Raw genomic sequence first — 18,382 nt, forward strand, 5'->3', positions numbered from 1 at the left:
CTATTGATCAACTGCCGCGTCCAGTAGCGGGATGACCCTGATTTTGCGAACTCGCAAGGGGATCGCAAGGACCTTCAGGAGGACGTCCGGACTGCGGCCTCCAGGGCGCCGATGAGCTGAGCCGGATGGGTGAGCTGCGGGTAGTGGCCTGCGCCAGGGATCGTGGTGATGTCGACTCGGCCGGCGCCCTCCTGGGCGTCGGGGGCCAACGGGTCGTGCTCGCCGACGACGAGGTGCACCTGGCCCGGGTAGTCCCGCAGCGACTTCCGCAGGTGGGATCGACGCGAACTCGATGCGCCCCTGGAGAGCAGTCGGGCGACCCGCCGGGCCACGCCGCGCCGTCGGAGGTCGGCGGCGCTGGTCGCGAGCTGGTCGCTCGATCCGACATCGCCGAGCAAGGTCCGCGCCAGCTTGGGTGCGCTGGCGGTGCGCAGGAAGGCCGTCGCGAGGGGTCGACACCGTTGGAGAAGACCAGATCGGGACTGGAGGAAGGCAGGCGCCACCAGGGTGAGGCGGCCGACCCGGTCGGGGTGAGCCGCGGCGAACTCGAGCGCGAGCCCGGCGCCGACCGAGTGACCGACCAGGTGGTCGACCCCCTCGCCGACCACCGCGTCGAGCCAGCTGAGCCAGTCACCTTCGCCGCCTGAGCTCATGCCGAGGCCGGGGAGGTCCAGGGCCCGCACCTGCAGGTCGCTCATCGCGATGACGTCCGCCCACGTGTCGGCGTTGACCGGGAGCGCCGGCAGCACCACGGTGCCCGCGGTCGGTTCGCCCAGCATGAACGTGTGGATGCCGGCGTACGACGCGAAGCCGCGCGCCGGGCCGCCAGGGGACACCTCGCCGAAACGGTACGCCGCGAGGTGGTCGGCCCAGCGCAGCAGCGCCGGCACGGTCTCGGGATGGGACAACCCGTGCTCGGCGGCGAGCGCCTCGGCCTCGTCGACGGGGTAGCGCGTGGTGTCGAGGAAGCTCAATGTCTCCGGGTCGGCGCCGGTAAGGCGCCTCGGCAGCCGTTTGATCAGGCCGACGGGCATCGACATCGTCGGCACCTTGACCTGGTAGCGACCGCCGACGGTGCGCAGGAGGTCGGGCAGCTGCGGGGTGTCGTCGTCGAGCACCCAGTAAGACGTGCCGGACGCCTCGGGCACCGTCGGCACCAGGGCCATGAACCGTGCGAGGTGGTCGACGGTGACCACCGGGATGAAGGTGTCCGCGTTGCCGGGGAGGGCGGGGAGGGCGCTGCGCCACAGGTCGCGCAGCGTGGTGGCCAGGCCGAGGTACTGGTCGGACTCACCGGTGGCGCTCTCGCCCGACACCGTCGACGGGTTCACGATCGTGAACGGCACGCCGAGCTCGCGGGCGGTCTGCTGCACCACGACGTCGGCCTCGACCTTCGACGCCTCGTAGGCGCCGAGCCGGCGATAGGCGGCCTCCGTCTCGGCAGCGGTCGGCGGCTCGCCGTGGCTCCCGACGCGATAGCCGGAGACGTGCACGACGCGCGGCGGGCCGGGGAGGCGCGACGCGAGCTCCACGATGCGCCGGGCTGACACGACGTTGCCTTGGTAGGCCTCCTCGGCTGTCATCCCGAAGCGGAACGCGCCCGCCAGGTTGTGGACCTCGGTGACCCCGTCGAGGGCCTGCAGGTCCAGACCGAGGTCCTCGGCCGAGAAGTCGACGAGGAGCACCTCGACCTCGGACGCAATGCCGTGGTCGCGCAGCCACGCGGCGAGCTGCTCGCCGGACGCCTCGCTCCGTACGGCGGCGACGACCGGCACCTGCTGAGACAGCAGCTCGAGCGCCAGCCACCGGCCGATGAATCCGGTCGCGCCGAAGACCAGCGCGCGCCGCACGCCGGCTGTCATCGACGTGCCTGGGTCGGAGCCGGTGCGACGTCCAGGACGGCCCGAAGCGTGTGCGCGGCATCGCGTAGCGGCTGCGTGTCGCGCCGCGCCCGGGAGACGATCAGCGCTCCCTCGACCAGGCTGATGGTGGATGACGCGGTCGTCCGCGCCCAGGCCTCGTCGTGGCCGCGGGCGAGAAGGAACCGCTGCAGCGGCGCGGTCCACGACTCGTAGGCCTGCTCGCACACCGACCGGAGACGTTCGCTCTCCGAACCCATCTCGAGCGCGACGACCGAGACGGGACAGCCGATGCGGTAGTCGCTGGCGTGCAGCAGCTCCGCGAGCCCGTCGAGGGTCTGCTCGATGATCTCGCCGATGCCCTGATCGGGTCCGGCGCCTTCGAGCGCGCCGACGATCAACGCCTCGAAGTGGTCGGCGGCGAGGGAGAGGGCCCGCTCACCGAGCTGCTCCTTGCCTTCCGGGAAGTGGAAGTAGAGCGAGCCCCGTGGCGCACCGGAGTGCTCGAGCACCGCGTTGAGCCCGGTCCCCGCGTAGCCGTGCACCTGGATCAGCTCGAGCATCGACGCGGCCAACCGTTGTTTGGCCGCGTCGCCCTTCGTGGTTGCCTTCATGGTTCAACAATAGACCAGTCTACATATTATTCAAGAGGGGCCCGGAAAGTCCGATCGCTGGCGACGCCGGAAAAAACTTTCGAGAGCGATGTCGAAAGGCAAGGATGCAGTTCGACGTGGGGGTGAGACGGCCACCGAGCAAGGGGAGGCCCCAACGATGAGGAGCAAGCAATGCCGCGGTTCATGGGATTCGTGAGGATGGAAGAGGGCGGCCCGATGCCGCCCCAGGCGCTGTTCGAGGCGATGGACGTCTACATCGGCGAGCAGGCCGGCAAGGGCCACTTCCTCGACGGGGGCGGGCTCTACGGCACCGAGGACACGGTCAACTTCGTGGTGCGCACGGGGGAGACGACCCGGGTCGACGGCCCCTACGCCGAGGCCAAGGAGGTCGTCGGTGGCTGGGCGCTGCTGCAGTACGACACCGTCGAGGACGCGATCGCCGGGCAGCAGGAGTTCGCCGAGCTGCACGCCAAGTACTGGCCCGAGTGCAACATGGTCGCCACCCTGCGGCAGATCTCCGACGAGCCGCCGACCCCGGCTGACGCCTGAGTCGTACGACGGACGGGCGCGGCCAGCCTTCTAGGCTGGCCGCATGCCCGACCCGACCACGGACTCCATCACCGCCGTCTGGCGGGAGGAGTCCGGTCGCCTGGTCGGCGCCCTGACCCGGATGACCCGGGACCTCGACCTCGCCGAGGACCTGGCCCAGGACGCGCTCGTGAGCGCGCTCGAGCAGTGGCCGTCCCAAGGCGTCCCCGCCAACCCGGCCGCGTGGTTGATGACCACCGCGAAGCGCCGCGCCGTCGACACGTTCCGGCGCGCCGACAACCTGCGCCGCAAGACCGAAGAGATCGGTCACGCCCTGACAGAGGAGGACGGCATGCCCGACCTCAGCTCGCAGGTCGACTTCATCGAGGACGACGTCCTCCGGCTGATCTTCTTGTCCTGCTACCCCCAGCTGACTCCCGAGTCGCGCGCCGCGCTGACCCTGCGGCTGGTCGGCGGCCTCACGACCACGGAGATCGCACGTGGGTTCCTCGCCGCCGAGACGGCGATGGGCCAACGCATCTCGCGAGCGAAGAAGACGCTCAGTGAGGCGCGCGCGGAGTTCGAGCTGCCCGTCGGCGAGGAGCGCACCGAGCGTCTCGACGACGTGATGGCTGTCATCTACCTGATCTTCAACGAGGGCTACACCGCGACCGTTGGCGACGACTGGATGCGCCCTGAGCTGACCAACGAGGCGATCCGGCTGGCCCGGATGCTCGCCGACCTGGTGCCCGACGAGCCGGAGGTCCATGGTCTCCAGGCCCTGCTGGAGCTGCAGGCCTCGCGCGGTGCGGCCCGCACCGATGCTGAGGGGCGGGCGGTACTCCTCGACGACCAGGACCGCAGCCTGTGGGACGAGCTGCTCATCCGTCGGGGACTCGCCGCGCTCGCGCGGGCAGAGGCGCTCGCCGCGCGCGGCAGACCGGTCGGCCGCTACTACCTGCAGGCCGCGATCGCCTCGCGGCACGCACGGGCAGCCACCCCGGAGGAGACCGACTGGCCCGGCATCGCCCGCCTGTACGACGTACTGGCCGGTGCCGCTCCCGGGCCCGTCGTCGAGGTCAACCGTGCAGTGGCTCACGGTCGCGCGTCCGGCCCGGAGGCCGGCCTGGCCGTCCTGGACGCGATCCCGGACGGTGCGCTGGCCGGCTCCCACCTGCTGCCGAGCGTCCGCGGTGATCTCTTGGCGCGCGCGGGGCGCCACCTCGAAGCGGCCGCGGCCTTCCGTGACGCCGCGGCGCTCACGCGCAACGAGAGCGAGCAGATGTTGCTGCTGGGCCGCGCCGAGGAGGAGGACCGCGCGATCGGCTAGCATTCGAACATGCGTTCGCATGGCGAGGTTGCGGGCCAGGAGTCGTTGCCGTTCGACGCGCCGGCCGGGTCGCCCCGGCCTCACCAGGACCGTCGTGTTGCCGCTGACCCTGATCGTCCGCTGACCATCCGGCTGGGTGGCGAGCTGGTCCGCACCCGCGGCTGGCTGGCCGGGACCGAGGTCGTCCTCGATCCGACTCGCCGACCGCTGCGGACCGACGTCGTGGTCGCCCGCGAGAAGGGCGTCCTCGTCGCCGGTGTGGTCGACCGGCAGTTCGGGCGGCTGGTGCTCCGCAACGACCGAGGCGTCATCTGGATCGGTCTTGGGGCCGAGATCGTCGGCGTGGTGGAGGTGGTCGCGCCGGTGCTCGATGTCGCCCGGCGGCCTGAAGTGCCAGGCGCCACGTCAGCGCGGTGACGTTGATCTCAGGCTCAGCAGGAGGCGACGAGGGGCACCGGTGAGGAATGGAAGAATGCGCGCCATGCCGACGTACGAAGAGACCCTTGCCGACTGGAACGAGCGGGAGGCGGTGGCCGAGGCATCGATCCCGCTGATCGGTGCGCTCAATCGCGACAAGGGCGTCACCGTCGTGCTGCACAGCCGCTCGCTGGTCGACAAGGACGCGATCCGCATCATCAAGACCCACCGCTTCGCCCGTCGCGTCAGCGGCGAGGAGCTGTCGGTGCGCGACACGTTCCCCTTCCTCGAGGCGGTCAGCGCGCTCGACATCAGCTCGGTCAAGATCGACCTCGCGCGGCTCCATGCCGCCTACGACGCCGACGGCCGCGGGCTGAGCATCCCCGACTTCGTGGCGGACGCCCTGAGCGACATCGCGGGCGACAACAAGCCCGGGGGCGCCGCGCCGCGGGACGTGGTCCTCTACGGCTTCGGCCGGATCGGCCGGCTCGTGACCCGGCTCCTCGTCGAGAAGGCCGGTGCCGGCAACGGCCTGCGGCTGCGCGCGATCGTGGTCCGCGGTGGCGGCGAGGGCGACCTCGCCAAGCGCGCCTCGCTCCTGCGCCGTGACTCGGTCCACGGACAGTTCAACGGGACCATCCAGGTCGATGAGGCCAACAACATCATCATCGCCAACGGCACCGCCATCCAGGTGATCTACGCGGGTTCGCCCGACGAGATCGACTACACGGCCTACGGCATCGACGACGCGATCCTGGTGGACAACACCGGTGTCTGGCGCGACCGCGCGGGCCTGGAGCGCCACCTGCGCCCCGGCATCGCCAAGGTGCTGCTCACCGCGCCCGGCAAGGGCGACATCCCCAACATCGTCCACGGGGTCAACCACCTCGGCGTCGACGCCGACGAGAAGATCCTGTCCTGCGCGTCGTGCACGACCAACGCGATCGTCCCGACGATCAAGGCGATGGACGACCAGTTCGGCCTGATCCGGGCTCACGTCGAGACGGTGCACTCCTACACCAACGACCAGAACCTGCTCGACAACTACCACAAGGCCGACCGGCGCGGCCGGTCCGCGCCGATCAACATGGTGCTGACCGCGACCGGTGCCTCCTCGGCCGTCAAGAAGGTCCTTCCGGACCTCGAGGCGAGCATCTCGGGCAACTCGATCCGGGTGCCCACGCCCGACGTGTCGATGGCGATCCTCAGCCTGCAATTGAAGACGGCGACCGATCGCGACCAGGTCCTGGCGCACCTGCGCCAGACCTCGCTCGAGGGTCCGCTCAGCCGCTGCCTCGACTACACGACCGCCAATGACGCGGTGTCGAGCGACTTCGTCGGCTCCCGTGCCTCCTCGATCATCGACGCCAACGCAGCGCTGGTCGACGGCGACCAGGCGATGCTCTACGTCTGGTACGACAACGAGTTCGGCTACTCGTGCCAGGTCGTCCGGGTCGTGCAGAGCATCTCGGGGGTCGAGTACCCAACTTATCCGCTCGGGGGCTAGGCACCGCTAGGCACCGCTCAGCCGCTCAGCCGCTCAGCCGCGCAACTGGGCGGCCAGCGGGCAGTCGAACGGATCGCGAGCGCGAAGGCCGACGTTGTTGAGGTAGTCGACGACGAGCGCATAGGAGCGAATCAGACCCACCTCGACGTAGGCGATCCCGGCTCGAGCGCAGTGCGCCTGCACGAGCGGGCGCGCGCGCTTGAGGTTGCAGCGCGGCATGTTCGGGAAGAGGTGGTGCTCGATCTGGTAGTTGAGACCTCCCATGAAGATGTCGACTGCGAAGCTGCCGCGGACGTTGCGCGAGACGAGCACCTGCCGTCGGAAGAAGTCGAGCATCATGGTTGCCGGCACGATCGGCATGCCCTTGTGGGCTGGCGCGAACGCTGCGCCGAGGCAGAAGCCGAACACCCCCAGCTGGACGGCGAGGAAGGCAGCGGCCATTCCGATCGGCAAGAACAGGACGAGCACGGCGACGTAGGACCCCAGCCGGACCACGACCAAGCCGAGGTCGAGGCGCCGCCAGGGTTCGGCAGATGTGCGGTCGAGGGTGGCCCGGATGCTGGCGACGTGCAGATTGACACCCTCCAAGGTCAGGAGCGGGAAGAACAACCAGCCCTGGCGGCGTACGAACCACGCGGAGGTGCCGGTCCGGGCAGCGACGGCGGCCGGGGTGAAGGAGATCGCACCGGCGGCGATGTCGGGGTCGGTCCCCTCGCGGTTGGGTCCCTTGTGGTGCAAGTTGTGCTTGGTCCGCCACCAGCTGACGCTCAGGCCGGCGAACGCGCCGGCGAGGATGCGAGCCGTCCAGGCGTTCCAGGTGGGAGAGGCGAACATCTGCCGATGGGCAGCGTCGTGGCCGAGGAACCCGAACTGGGTCACGACCAGCCCGAGGGCGGCCGCCATCAGCAACTGGAACCATGAGTCCCCGAGCAGCGCGAAACCGACCCATACGCCGACGAACGCCGCGACGGCGGCGCCCATCGCGGCCCAGTAGTAGAGGTGGCGTCGGCCGAGCAGCCCGGCGTCGGCCACGTCGCGGGCGAGGTCCGTGTAGGCGATCGTGAAGTCACGTCTCTCGGTCGTCGTCGCGGTCACCTGGTGTCGCCGATCTTGAGGAGTCGCAGGAGGCCGGTGGCTCTCAGCAGCCTGCTGACCGACCTGCTGGCCTCGAAGATCTCGAGTCCGCCGCCACGCGCCGACAACCGCACGTGGGCGTCCGAAAGGACCCGCAGGCACGAGCAGTCCATGAACGTGACCTCACTGAGATCCAGCCGCAGGGTCGTTCGGCCGGCGTCCTCCTGCGTCGCCAGGAAGGTCTGGAGTCCGAGTGCGGCGCTGAGGTCGAGGTCGCCGGCGACGCTCAGGATCGACCACCCTCCGTCGGGGGCGTCGATGCGCACGTTGAACCGTGTTCGGGTGGCGGTGGGGGTGCTGCGGACCTGTTGCATGGGGACGCTCCCGAAGGGGGAAGGACGTCACCCGGGGTCCGGGGGCGATCGACCAAGCCGGTGGTGGATGTGCGCCGGCCGTTGTTGGACAGCGTAGTCCGGTGGCACCTAATGTCCAATGGAAGGTCCGCCCACCTGGGCGGCAGCTCCGACACTGCGGTGTCCAGGCCGCACATGTCGCTAGCGGTACGACCTACATCGAGGTGTACGGCGGTGGCCAAGGATGAGGATTCCGGGCACAGTCCTGCGGTCGCCGTCATCTGCCGGACCTTCGTGGACTCCGCTCCTATCGACGGCGCCGCCTTCACCGAGATGTTGTCCGATCAGACCCGCGAGATCTGGTGCGCGAGCGATCCCGTGGTCGATGAGCTCGAGCGGATCCAGTACAGCCTCGGCGAGGGACCGACCCAGGACGCGTTCCTCGCCCGCCGCCCGGTGCTGGTGGCCGACCTGGCCGACAGCGGGGCGACGGCCCGGTGGCCGGTGTTCAGCGAGGAGATCGCGCACCTCCCGGTCGGGGGCTTGTTCGCCATCCCGATGCAGGTGGGTGCCATCACGGCGGGGGTGTGCCTTTCCTACCGATGGGCGACTCGGCCACTCTCCGCTGACGACCTCGGGGCCCTCCTCCGGGCCGTGGACGCCGCGACGCTCGCGCTGCTCTCGCTCCGGGCGGGCGCCAACGACCACGACGACGCCGGTGACCTCGAAGGAAGCCGGTCTCGCGACGTCCACCAGGCCACCGGGATGCTGGTCGTCCAGCTGGGGGTCGGTGTCGAGGACGCCTTCGCCCGACTCCGCGCTCACGCCTACACGACCGGACAGACCGTGTATGCCGTTGCAACTGACATCGTCCAACGACGACTCAGGCTTGATCCCGACCCACCTGGGCCCGGTGGGCCTGTACGAGAAGAGTGAAGCATGAACCGAGAACACGCCCTGGCCAGTGCCTTCGTCGACCTGGCGGACACGCTCGTCTCCGACTACGACGTCGCCGATCTGATGCACCGGCTCGTTGGTCACACGGTCCGTCTCCTCGATGTCTCCGAGGCAGGTCTGCTGTTGAGCGACCAGCGGGGGAGCCTGCACGTGATGGCCTCGACCACCGAGCAGACGAAGTTGTTGGAGCTGTTCCAGATCCAGTCCCGGGAAGGTCCGTGCTTGGACTGCTACCGCACGGGCGTGCCGTTGTCGGTGGACGACCTTGCCGACCACGCGGAGCGCTGGCCGACGTTCGCCCCCGTGGCTCTGGAGGTCGGCTACCGCGCCGTGCACACGTTCCCCATGCGACTGCGTGAGGTGACCATCGGAGCGCTCAACCTGTTCAACACCCGCCCGGGCACACTGTCGCAGGACGACGGGCACATCGCCCAGGGGTTGGCCGACGTCGCGACCATCGGCTTGCTGCAGGAGCGTGCGATCCATGAGAGCGTCATCGTCGTCGCCCAACTCGAGGGCGCTCTCGCGAGCCGGGTGGTGATCGAGCAGGCCAAAGGCGTGCTGGCCGAGCAAGGCGGCGTCGACATGGACGTGGCCTTCGAGCGGCTGCGGGAACGGGCCCGTGGCGCCAACCGACGGCTCGCGGACATTGCGCGCGAGGTGATCGCTGGCGAGCCGAAGCACGTGTCCGAGGGCACCGGCTCCCCATTGTGACAGTGATGGTGTCAGGATGGCCCCGCACATCCGTCGTGAGAGGAGCACCATGCGTCGCAGCATCTTCACCGAGGAGCACGAGGACTTCCGCAAGACCATGCGGCAGTTCATCGAGGCTGAGGTCGTCCCGCACTACCAGGAGTGGTACGACGCGGGCCTGGTCGACCGGTCCCTCTATGCCAAGGTCGGTGACCTCGGCGTCCTCGGCATCGAGGTCCCCGAGGAGTACGGCGGCGCCGGCGTCGAGTCGTTCAAGTTCTCGGCGATCCTGACCGAGGAGACCGCGCGCGCCGGTGTGCAGCTCGGTGGCGTCGCTGTCCACCTCGAGCTGTGCCTGCCCTACCTGCAGAAGCTCGCCACGCCCGAGCAGATGCAGCGCTGGATGCCGGGCTTCATCGCTGGTGAGGAGATGTGGGCGATCGCGATGACCGAGCCGGGCGCCGGTTCGGATCTCGCGGGCATGCAGACCACCGCCAAGCGCGACGGTGACGAATACGTGCTCAACGGCGCGAAGACCTTCATCACCGGCGGCGTCCACGCCGACCGGGTGATCGTGTGTGCGCGCACCTCGCCGCCGCTGGAGAGCAACCGCCGGTTCGGTATCTCGTTGTTCGCCGTCGACACCAAGTCGCCGGGCTACGTGGTCGGTCGCAAGCTCGACAAGCTCGGGCTGAAGACCTCCGACACCGCCGAGCTCGCTTTCACCGACGTCCGGATCCCGGCCGCGGACCTGCTCGGCGAGGAGAACGAGGGCTTCTCCTACCTCGGCCAGAACCTCCCGCAGGAGCGCCTCGGCATCGCGGTCAGCGGCTACGCCCAGGCGAAGGCCGCGATCGGCTTCACGAAGGCCTACGTCGAGGAGCGCAAGGTCTTTGGCACCACGGTCGCCTCGTTCCAGAACACCAAGTTCGAGCTGGCCGCCTGCCAGGCCGAGGTCGACGCCGCCGAGGCTGTCGTCGACCGCGCGATCGAGGCCCATGACGCTGGCGAGCTCTCCGCCGTCGACGCCGCGTCCGCCAAGCTGTTCTGCACCGAGGTCGCCGGCCGGGTCATCGACCGCTGCTTGCAGCTGCACGGCGGCTACGGCTACATGAACGAATACCCGATCGCCCGCCTCTACGCCGACACCCGCGTGACGCGTATCTACGGAGGTACGTCGGAGGTCATGAAGCTGATCATCGCCAAGAGCATGGGCCTCTGAGGTCACCTCGGTGATGCGCCGACGGTCGTCCCTCGTCCTCGCCACGGTGGCACTGCTCCTCGGGTCGGTCGTCGGCGCAGCTCCGGGTGAGGCGCGGCGGGCTCCTGTGGACCCTGCGTTCACGGTGCCCGTGGCGAAGCTGGCGGCTGCGTTGGACTGCCCGAAGTTCAGCCACCCCCGCCGCGACCCGGTCCTGCTCGTGCACGGCACCGGGCAGACGGGCCAGCAGAACTGGGGCTGGAACTACGTGCCCGCCCTCGCGGCCGCCGGCTACGACGCCTGCGTCGTGACCCTGCCGGCCGCGTCGTGGGGCGACGTCCAGGTCGCGACCGAGTACGTCGCCTACGCCGTCCAGAAGCTGCACCGCCTCACCGGCCGCGACGTCGACACCATCGGCCACAGCCAGGGCACGCTCGAGCAGCGGGGATCGGTGAAGTGGTGGGCGTCGGTCCGTCGGATCACCGACGACGAGATCCTGCTCTCCGGTCCCGGTCACGGCACCCTCACGGCCACGGGCATCTGTGTCGCACGGCTGTGCCCGGCCGCGGCGTGGCAGATGGCGAAGGGCTCCGACTTCGTCACCGCTCTCAACGCGGGGGACGAGACGCCGGGCGACGTGGACGTCACGTCGATCTACTCGCTGGTCGACGACCTGGTGCAGCCGGCTGCGACGGCCGCGCTCGACGGCGCCGCCAACGTGCTGCTGCAGGACGTCTGTCCGCTGCGCATCGTCCACCACGGCGGGTCCTTGTGGGACTCGCTGACCTGGGAGCTCGCGCTCGACGCGCTCCGGCACGACGGTCCGGCCGACGTCGATCGGTTGGCTCGCGGCGCCTGTGGCCGGCTCGTCATGCCGGACGCGGTCGACCCGCTGATCAACGACGCCGGCGTCTACGCCAACGGGGTCGCCACGCTCGCCAAGGCGAAGTTCGTGGACTCCGAGCCGGCCGTCACGCTGGCCCGCGCGAGGAGGAACCGCTGATGACTGAACTGGTGCTGCTGGAGGTCGCTGACCGGGTCGCGACCATCACCCTCAACCGGCCCGACGCCCGCAACGCCCTCAACGGCGACCTGCTCGACGCGCTGACCTCGACGGTGGCGGCGATGGATGCCGACGACGGGGTCGACGTGCTCGTGCTGACCGGTGCCGACCCGGCCTTCTGCGCGGGGCTCGACCTGAAGGCCGTGGCTGCCGGCGACAAGCGCCTGATGGAGACGGCTCCGACGTCGGACATGCCGGTGCCCGACCGTGGCCCGTTCGGCACGGTCGACAAGCCGCTGATCGGTGCGGTCAACGGGTTCGCGATCACCGGTGGATTCGAGATCGCGCTCGCCTGTGACTTCCTGATCGCGTCGGAGAACGCGCGATTCGCCGACACCCACGCTCGTGTCGGCCTCCAGCCGTGGTGGGGACTGTCGGTGCTGCTGCCGCAGGCGATCGGTGTTCGTCGAGCCCGCCAGATGAGCGCCACCGGCAACTTCATCGACGCGCGGACTGCACTGGAGTGGGGCCTGGTCAACCAGGTCGTGCCCCACGCCGACCTCCTGGGAGTCGCCCGACGACTGGCGGCCGACATCGTCTCGGGCAACCAGGCCGCCGTACGCCGGATCCTGAAGACGTACGCCGAGAACGAGCTCCTCGACGGGCACGACTCCTGGCTCAACGAGTCGGCCGTGGCCGAAGCATGGGTCAGCGGCGGGCAGGTCACCGACCTCGAGGCCAACCGCCGGGCGGTCATCGCCAGGGGCCGCGAGCAGGCATGACCGGCGAGCAGCGTCACTTCGTGGTCGTCGGGGGCGGCCTGGCGGGCCTCGCCTCGGCGGTATGGCTCACCGAGGCCGGGCAGCGAGTCACGCTTCTCGAGCGGCGCGGCTCGCTCGGCGGTCGAACCATTGCGATGCCGCAACCCGCGGTCGACGACGTTCCCGACAACGGCCAGCACGTCTTCGCGAGCGGTTACGAGAACGTCTTCCGCTACCTGGAGAGCGTCGGCACCCGTGAGCACGTCTGCTTTCCGGGTCGGCTGGGCTACCGCTTTCCTGGCGACGACACCACCAGCACGTCGCTCCACAACGTCGACAAGTTCCTGAAACGGGTGCCCGGGATCACGGTGGGCGAGCGACTGCGCGCGGCGGCGGCGACCCTGCGACTCATGGCGCAGTCGCTCCGGCAGCCACACGACCTCGACGCGATCACCGCGGCCGAGTGGTTCGACCGGCTGGGGATGCCCCGGTCGGTGCAGCACGCGTTGTGGGACGGCATGACCATCGGCCTGACCGGCGACAAACCCGAGCTCAGCGCCGCGAAGCCGCTGGCCGACCTGATGGCAACGGGTGCGAAGCAAGCGCTCAAGCTGCGCACGCCGATCTCGATCGGCTACCCGACCGTCGACCTCGACACGCTCTACCTCGCCGGGGCGCGCCGCGTGTTCGCCGAGCGCGGTGTCGACGTCCGGCACCGCGCGGTTGTGCGATCCATCGACGTCGAGGACGGCGCCGTCACCGGGGTGACCCTGACCGACGGTGAACGCGTGCCGGCCGACGCCGTCATCTGTGCCGTCCCGGTCTGGAGCATCAGGGGTCTGCTCGACCAGGTGCCGGGCCACGAGGAGGTCTACCGGGCGGCCGAGATCCTGCAGCCGGTACCGATCGTCAGCGTCAACCTCTACCTCGACCGGTCGATCGGCATGCAGGAGTGGGGTGAGGTCCTGTACGACGGTCTCGGCGTGCTCGAGCAGGTCTGGGACCGCCAGCGGATGCATGGCCGCTCCCCGGAGCGAAGCTGGTTCTACTCGACCACGGTGTCAGCGTCCTACGACCTGATCGGACTGAGCAACGCCGAGATCACTGGAAGGCAGATGGAGATGCTCCGGCGGTACTACCCGGAGGCTCGCGACGCGCAGGTGCTGCACTCGCATGTCGTTCGGATGCCGCGGTCGACGATCACGCAGCACCCCGGCAGCTTCGGCGTCCGCCCCGGGGTCGAGACGCAGGTCGACGGCCTCGCCCTCGCCGGCGACTGGCTGCAGACCGGCTGGACCATCACCATGGAGGGTGCCTGCCAGTCCGCGGCGCGTGCAGTCGACCACCTGTTGAGCGTCACGAGCGTGCGGTCGTCTCGAAGTCCTCGTCCTCGATCTTCGCGAGCATCGCTCTGAACTGCTTCGGCGCCCAGGGGTAGAGCTCGACCCGGCCGCCCTGGCCGACGTACCAGCTGGTGCAGCCGGTGGCCCAGACGGTGTCGGGCATCGCCGCGTCGACGTCGCGGTAGAACGCATCGGTCGCCTCGGCCGACGGTGCCATCGTGTCGACGTCGCCGCGTTGCCACCGCTCGATCCACGCCAGCATGAAGCCGGCCTGGGCTTCGGCGATCGCCACCAGCGAGTAGTTGCCGACCGGTGAGTTCGGGCCCATGAACATGAAGAAGTTGGGCAACCCGGGGACGGCGACGGTCCGGTAGGCGCGGGGACCGCCGGCCCACGCCTTGTCGAGAGTGTGACCGCTCGGCCCCGTCACCGCGGTCGGGCGGAGGTAGGCGTGCGAGTCGAACCCGGTCGCCAGGACCAGCACGTCGCACTCGTGCAGCACTCCGTCGGTGGTCCGTACGCCGTCCGGCTCGACGCGATCGATGGGACTCGCCACGATCTGGACGTCGTCACGCTGCACCGCGTCGTAGTAGCCGGTGGAGATGATCAACCGGCGACACATCGGTTCGAAGTCCGGCGTCAGCTGCTTGCGCAGGACCGGATCCTCGATCTTGTTGAGCTGCCGTCTGATCAGCCAGGTCGCGAACCTGCGGGCGCGGCCCGGGTGGAGGAGCGCGGGGGAGAAGGACTCGATGAAGAGCCGGCTGCCGTGGTAGGTCAGTGTGTCGTAGGCCGCCGAGCGCCGGTGCAGCCAGCGGGTCACCCGGGAGAACTCGGGGTTGCGCAGCTGCATGACCCAGTGCGGCGTCCGCTGAAAGACCACCAGTTCCTCGGCACGACCGGCGAGGTCGCTGACGATCTGGGCGCCGGTCGACCCGGTGCCGACGATGGCGATGCGCTGTCCGTCGAGGGGCACCGAGTGGTCCCAGCGCGCTGAGTGGAACATCGCTCCACCGAACGTGTCGAGGCCGTCGAGGTCGGGATAGCGCGGGTGGTGCAGGATCCCGGTCGCCGAGACCACGAAGTCGTACGTCTCGCTGGTGCCGTCGGCGGTGGTCACCGACCACTGCCCGTCGAGCCAGTTGATGTCGGAGACCTCGGCGCCGAAGCGGATCCGGTCGTGGACCCCCGTGTCGCGCGCGACCTTGGTGAAGTAGGCGTTGATCTCGGCGCCGGGAGCCATCGACCGGCTCCACTCGGGGTTCGGCGCGAAGGTGTACTGGTAGAAGCGCGAGGGGACGTCGCACGCGATGCCGGGGTAGGTGTTGTCGCGCCAGGTGCCGCCGGCCGCGGGGGCCTTCTCATAGACGGTGAAGTCCCTGATGCCGCCCTTCAGCAGGAGCGCGCCGAGGCAGATGCCGGACATGCCGGCGCCAATGATGGCGATGCGCGGTTGGCGCAGAGGAGCGGCGGCTGCCGCGTTTGCCGACACGCCGGGAATCTAGCGGAGCCCGGGGGTAAGAAGCGTGCCGTTGCCGGACATAGTCCAGAGTGAGCACCATGGAGACCACGGCGCGCCACGCGCTGTTCGAGCGCCGTGCGCTCGAGGTCGTCGAGCCGGTCCGGCGCTACCTCGCCCGTCGTACGGACCACGCGACGGCCGAGGACGTGTTCGCCGAGGTGATGCTCGTGCTCTGGCGACGCCTCGACGAGGCGCCGGACGACCTCGCGCCATGGATCTACCGGGTCGCGAGCAACTGCCTGGCCAACGCTCAGCGCGGTGCGCGGCGTCAGCTCCGGTTGGCGACCCGGATCGCTGCGGTGGACCCACCCAGGGAGGCCTCCCCTGAGGAGCCGTCCTTCGACGAGGTCCACGACGCGCTTGCCCGGATGCGGCCTGCGGACGCCGAGCTGCTGCGGCTCTGGGCGTGGGAGCAGCTGACGCCGACGGAGATCGCCGTGGTCCTCGACATCAATCCCAATGCTGCGGGCGTCCGCCTGCACCGGGCGCGGCAGAAATTCGAGGAGCAGCTGCGTAAGCCAGGTGCCGGTCCCGGACATGAACGGGTGACAGAAGGGAGAAGGACATGACGGACAGCACCCCCGGCTCGACGCCGGACGACGCGACCCGCCACGTGCTGCACGCGTCCGACCCCGCTCACGCCCTGCCGCCGATCACACCTGACCGGCTGGCCGCAGTCTTGGAGGCATCCGTGAACCAGACCCCGACCACCAGCCCGCGCTCGAACCGTCGCTACCTCGCTTATGCCGCTGCTGCGGCGGTCATCGTCGGCGGCTCGGTCGCCGGTGTGGCCCTCCTCGGCGATGACGACGGCGGCGACGGCGGACGCAAGGGCGACGACGCGCCGTTGGCCAAGCCCACCGTGACCGAGCTCGCGCTCGCGGCCGGGCCGGCCGCCAAGTGCGCTGCCCCGGATCTCAGCGACGTGAGGGCCGTCGAGGTGGCTTTCGAGGGCACGGTGACCAGCATCGAGGACGGCGTGGTGACGCTGGAGGCGGCGCACTTCTACACCAGCCCGGAGACCGACCTCGTCACGGTCGACGAGCCCGACATGAACATGAGCGAGGTCCCCGTCGACTTCGCCGTCGGCCAGACCTACATCGTCGGCGCCACCAACGGCGTGGTGTCGATCTGCGGGCTGTCGGGCCTGGCGACCGACGAGCTCCGGGCGCAGTACGACGAAGCGTTCGCGAGCTAGCCGAACCGGCGATCTTCACCGGCGGGCTACCGCTACCGTCAGGGCATGATCCCGCGGCCGAACCTGTTGGGTTCGCTGGCTGCTCGACAGCTCGAGGTCACCCGCCGGTTCCGCTACTCGACCGCCTTACTCCTCGTCGGGATCGACGTCGTCAGCGCCGCCGTCGCCGGGATGCTGGTGCTCTTCGTGCTCCCGCTCCCGCCGGAGGCGAGGTCGCCCGAGGTGTTCTGGGGCACGACCGCACTCGCCGGTGCCTACGCCTTCCTCGCGACGGTCTACGGCATCCGGATGGGCTCGCGCATCCTGGCGCCGGTCACCGCGTGGGTCGCGGACGGCGGCGCCGCGGACGTGAAGACCCAGCGCCGGCTCCTCGACGCACCGTTGATCTTCGCCCAGCGCATCGCCGGGCTCTGGCTCCTCGGGGCACTCATCGCCGCGTTGTACGCCGGCTCCTACGACGCACTCATCGGTGTTTCGGTCGGTCTGGGGTTTGCGCTGGCAGGGCTGTTCGCCTCGACCGTCACGTTCCTGGCGGGCGAGCGCGCGCTGCGCCCGATGGCCAGCCGAGCGTTGGCCGAGCAGGTCCCGCGGCGCCGCCTCGACCGCGCCTTGGCGAAGCGGCTGGTCTTCACCTGGCTGATGAGCAGCGGCACCGGTCTGCTGGGGCTCGCCCTCACCAGCTTGATCGTGATCTCACGCCCGTCCGTGACCGACCTGCGCGGCTTCGCCCAGACCACGTTGATCCTTGCCGTGAGTGTGGCGCTGGCCGGCCTGCTCGCGACCTTCATGGTGGCGCGGGCGACCGCCGAGCCTGTGGAGGACCTGATCGTGGCGTTCGGGAAGGTCGAGGTCGGTGAGCTCGACGCCCGGGTGCGGGTGTGGGACTCCACCGAGCTGGGCGTGCTCCAGGCCGGCTTCAACGCGATGGCGTCGGGGTTGGAGGAGCGGGAGCGGATCCGCGATCTCTTCGGCAAGCACGTCGGCACCGACGTCGCGACCGCTGCGTTGTCGGAGTCGCCGTCCTTCGAGGGCGAGCTGCGCGACGTCGCCGTGCTCTTCGTGGACCTCATCGGGTCGACGGCCCTGGCCGAGTCCGGCGACCCCCACCAGACGATCGCTGTGCTCAACAGGTTCTTCGAGATCGTGATCGAGGTCGTGCACGAGCACCAGGGCTGGATCAACAAGTTCCAGGGCGACGCGGCGATGGCCGTGTGGGGCGCACCGCTCCGGGTCGACGACCACGCCGGTCTGGCCCTGGCCGCGGCGCGGACGCTCAACACCCGGCTCCACGAGGAGCTGCCCGACGTGCTCGCGGGGATCGGCGTCTCCGGGGGCAAGGTCGTCACGGGCAACGTCGGCACCGCGGAGCGCTACGAGTACACAGTGATCGGCGACCCGGTCAACGAGGCCGCGCGTCTCACCGACATCGCCAAGTCGCTGCGGATCCGGGTGATCGCCAATGCCGCCCTCCTCGACCAGGCCGACGACGCCGCGACGGCAGGCTGGACGGAGTCGGAGCCGGTCGTCCTGCGCGGCAAGGTCGAACCGACGCGGATCGCCGTACCGTTCGACCGCACCACCTGACTCCTACGATGGGGCCGTGAGCGAAGTCTTGGACGAGGGCCCCTTCTTCCACGGCACGAAGGCGGACCTGCGGGAGGGCGACCTGCTTACCGCGGGGTTCCGGTCGAACTACCGACCCGAGATCGTCATGAACCACATCTACTTCACCGCCCTCGTCGGCGGCGCCGGCCTCGCGGCCGAGTTGGCAGCGGGTGACGCCGAACCGCGCGTCTACCTCGTCGAGCCGACGGGGGAGTTCGAGAACGACCCCAACGTGACCGACAAGAAGTTCCCCGGCAACCCGACCCGGTCCTACCGCAGCGCCGAGCCGATCAAGGTCGTCGGCGAGGTCTCCGACTGGCCGCGGCTCGCGCCGGAGGAGCTCCAGGCGTGGCGCGACCGGATCACAGTCCTGACCGCCGAGCGGGCCGAGATCATCAACTGACTGAGCTCCAGCCC

The 18,382-nt window shown here is 69.8% G+C and carries 19 protein-coding genes; 14 read left to right on the forward strand and 5 right to left on the reverse strand.

The annotated features are described in order from the left end of the window. Positions 1-74 precede the first annotated feature (74 nt). Both F0U44_RS17140 and F0U44_RS17145 read right to left on the reverse strand, forming a co-directional pair. Positions 75-1,862 (reverse strand): alpha/beta fold hydrolase, encoded by a 1,788-nt coding sequence (locus tag F0U44_RS17140; protein WP_149729582.1) that lies wholly within the window; start codon positions 1,860-1,862, stop codon positions 75-77. Then, a complete protein-coding gene (locus F0U44_RS17145) occupies positions 1,859-2,473 on the reverse strand; it encodes a TetR/AcrR family transcriptional regulator (protein WP_223163731.1) in 615 nt (204 codons plus the stop codon). Before F0U44_RS17145 ends, F0U44_RS17140 begins: the two co-directional genes overlap by 4 nt. Positions 2,474-2,644: 171 nt before the next feature. On the opposite strand from F0U44_RS17145, the gene F0U44_RS17150 reads away from it, so the two are divergent. The 4 genes from F0U44_RS17150 (at position 2,645) to F0U44_RS17165 (ending at position 6,255) form a co-directional block, all read left to right on the forward strand. After that, positions 2,645-3,022 carry a YciI family protein gene (locus F0U44_RS17150; RefSeq protein ID WP_149729583.1) on the forward strand — a complete coding sequence of 126 codons (378 nt, stop codon included), beginning with the start codon at positions 2,645-2,647 and terminating at the stop codon, positions 3,020-3,022. Positions 3,023-3,065: 43 nt separating this feature from the next. Continuing rightward, positions 3,066-4,331 carry an RNA polymerase sigma factor gene (locus F0U44_RS17155; RefSeq protein WP_149729584.1) on the forward strand — a complete coding sequence of 422 codons (1,266 nt, stop codon included), beginning with the start codon at positions 3,066-3,068 and terminating at the stop codon, positions 4,329-4,331. Positions 4,332-4,340: 9 nt separating this feature from the next. Further along, on the forward strand, positions 4,341-4,748 hold the full coding sequence (locus F0U44_RS17160) for a hypothetical protein (RefSeq protein WP_149729585.1): 408 nt from the start codon (positions 4,341-4,343) through the stop codon (positions 4,746-4,748). A 64-nt stretch (positions 4,749-4,812) separates the two neighbouring features. Continuing rightward, entirely contained in the window at positions 4,813-6,255 is a 1,443-nt protein-coding gene (locus F0U44_RS17165; protein WP_149729586.1) for a glyceraldehyde-3-phosphate dehydrogenase, read from the forward strand. 33 nt (positions 6,256-6,288) lie between these two features. Here F0U44_RS17165 and F0U44_RS17170 read toward each other — a convergent pair whose 3' ends face one another. Together F0U44_RS17170 and F0U44_RS17175 are read right to left on the reverse strand one after the other, a co-directional pair. After that, positions 6,289-7,350 carry a fatty acid desaturase family protein gene (locus F0U44_RS17170; protein WP_246160584.1) on the reverse strand — a complete coding sequence of 354 codons (1,062 nt, stop codon included), beginning with the start codon at positions 7,348-7,350 and terminating at the stop codon, positions 6,289-6,291. Further along, positions 7,347-7,703, reverse strand: a complete 357-nt coding sequence (locus F0U44_RS17175; protein WP_149729587.1) for an STAS domain-containing protein — start codon at positions 7,701-7,703, stop codon at positions 7,347-7,349. The genes F0U44_RS17170 and F0U44_RS17175 overlap by 4 nt, the downstream gene beginning before the upstream one ends. 213 nt (positions 7,704-7,916) lie before the next feature. Here F0U44_RS17175 and F0U44_RS17180 point away from each other — a divergent pair, with 213 nt between their 5' ends. The 6 genes from F0U44_RS17180 to F0U44_RS17205 are packed head-to-tail and all read left to right on the forward strand — an operon-like array spanning position 7,917 to position 13,712. Continuing rightward, the gene (locus F0U44_RS17180) at positions 7,917-8,618 is read left to right on the forward strand and encodes a GAF and ANTAR domain-containing protein (protein ID WP_149729588.1); all 702 of its coding nucleotides are present in this window, start codon (positions 7,917-7,919) and stop codon (positions 8,616-8,618) included. A gap of 3 nt (positions 8,619-8,621) precedes the next feature. Then, positions 8,622-9,353: a GAF and ANTAR domain-containing protein gene (locus tag F0U44_RS17185; RefSeq protein ID WP_149729589.1), complete on the forward strand. Its 732-nt coding sequence runs from the start codon at positions 8,622-8,624 to the stop codon at positions 9,351-9,353. A gap of 49 nt (positions 9,354-9,402) precedes the next feature. Further along, on the forward strand, positions 9,403-10,554 hold the full coding sequence (locus tag F0U44_RS17190; protein ID WP_149729590.1) for an acyl-CoA dehydrogenase family protein: 1,152 nt from the start codon (positions 9,403-9,405) through the stop codon (positions 10,552-10,554). 13 nt (positions 10,555-10,567) lie between these two features. After that, the gene (locus F0U44_RS17195) at positions 10,568-11,536 is read left to right on the forward strand and encodes an alpha/beta hydrolase family protein (protein ID WP_246160630.1); all 969 of its coding nucleotides are present in this window, start codon (positions 10,568-10,570) and stop codon (positions 11,534-11,536) included. Further along, on the forward strand, positions 11,536-12,318 hold the full coding sequence (locus tag F0U44_RS17200; protein ID WP_188113533.1) for an enoyl-CoA hydratase: 783 nt from the start codon (positions 11,536-11,538) through the stop codon (positions 12,316-12,318). The genes F0U44_RS17195 and F0U44_RS17200 overlap by 1 nt, the downstream gene beginning before the upstream one ends. Next, positions 12,315-13,712, forward strand: coding sequence for a hydroxysqualene dehydroxylase (locus F0U44_RS17205; protein ID WP_149729592.1), 1,398 nt, complete (start codon positions 12,315-12,317; stop codon positions 13,710-13,712). Before F0U44_RS17200 ends, F0U44_RS17205 begins: the two co-directional genes overlap by 4 nt. On the opposite strand, the gene F0U44_RS17210 is transcribed toward F0U44_RS17205, so the two are convergent. Then, on the reverse strand, positions 13,654-15,132 hold the full coding sequence (locus F0U44_RS17210; protein ID WP_223163732.1) for a flavin-containing monooxygenase: 1,479 nt from the start codon (positions 15,130-15,132) through the stop codon (positions 13,654-13,656). The two genes, F0U44_RS17205 and F0U44_RS17210, sit on opposite strands and share 59 nt — an antisense overlap. A gap of 68 nt (positions 15,133-15,200) precedes the next feature. Here F0U44_RS17210 and F0U44_RS17215 point away from each other — a divergent pair, with 68 nt between their 5' ends. The 4 genes from F0U44_RS17215 to arr are packed head-to-tail and all read left to right on the forward strand — an operon-like array spanning position 15,201 to position 18,368. After that, positions 15,201-15,731: an RNA polymerase sigma factor gene (locus F0U44_RS17215; protein ID WP_149729593.1), complete on the forward strand. Its 531-nt coding sequence runs from the start codon at positions 15,201-15,203 to the stop codon at positions 15,729-15,731. Further along, positions 15,728-16,360: a hypothetical protein gene (locus F0U44_RS17220; protein ID WP_149729594.1), complete on the forward strand. Its 633-nt coding sequence runs from the start codon at positions 15,728-15,730 to the stop codon at positions 16,358-16,360. The genes F0U44_RS17215 and F0U44_RS17220 overlap by 4 nt, the downstream gene beginning before the upstream one ends. A gap of 45 nt (positions 16,361-16,405) precedes the next feature. Beyond that, positions 16,406-17,944: an adenylate/guanylate cyclase domain-containing protein gene (locus F0U44_RS17225; RefSeq protein WP_149729595.1), complete on the forward strand. Its 1,539-nt coding sequence runs from the start codon at positions 16,406-16,408 to the stop codon at positions 17,942-17,944. A gap of 16 nt (positions 17,945-17,960) precedes the next feature. Beyond that, positions 17,961-18,368 (forward strand): NAD(+)--rifampin ADP-ribosyltransferase, encoded by a 408-nt coding sequence (gene arr / locus F0U44_RS17230; protein ID WP_149729596.1) that lies wholly within the window; start codon positions 17,961-17,963, stop codon positions 18,366-18,368. The last annotated feature ends 14 nt before the right edge of the window (positions 18,369-18,382 follow it).

It is taken from the genome of Nocardioides humilatus, assembly GCF_008373755.1.
Taxonomy (GTDB): Bacteria; Actinomycetota; Actinomycetes; order Propionibacteriales; family Nocardioidaceae; genus Nocardioides; species Nocardioides humilatus.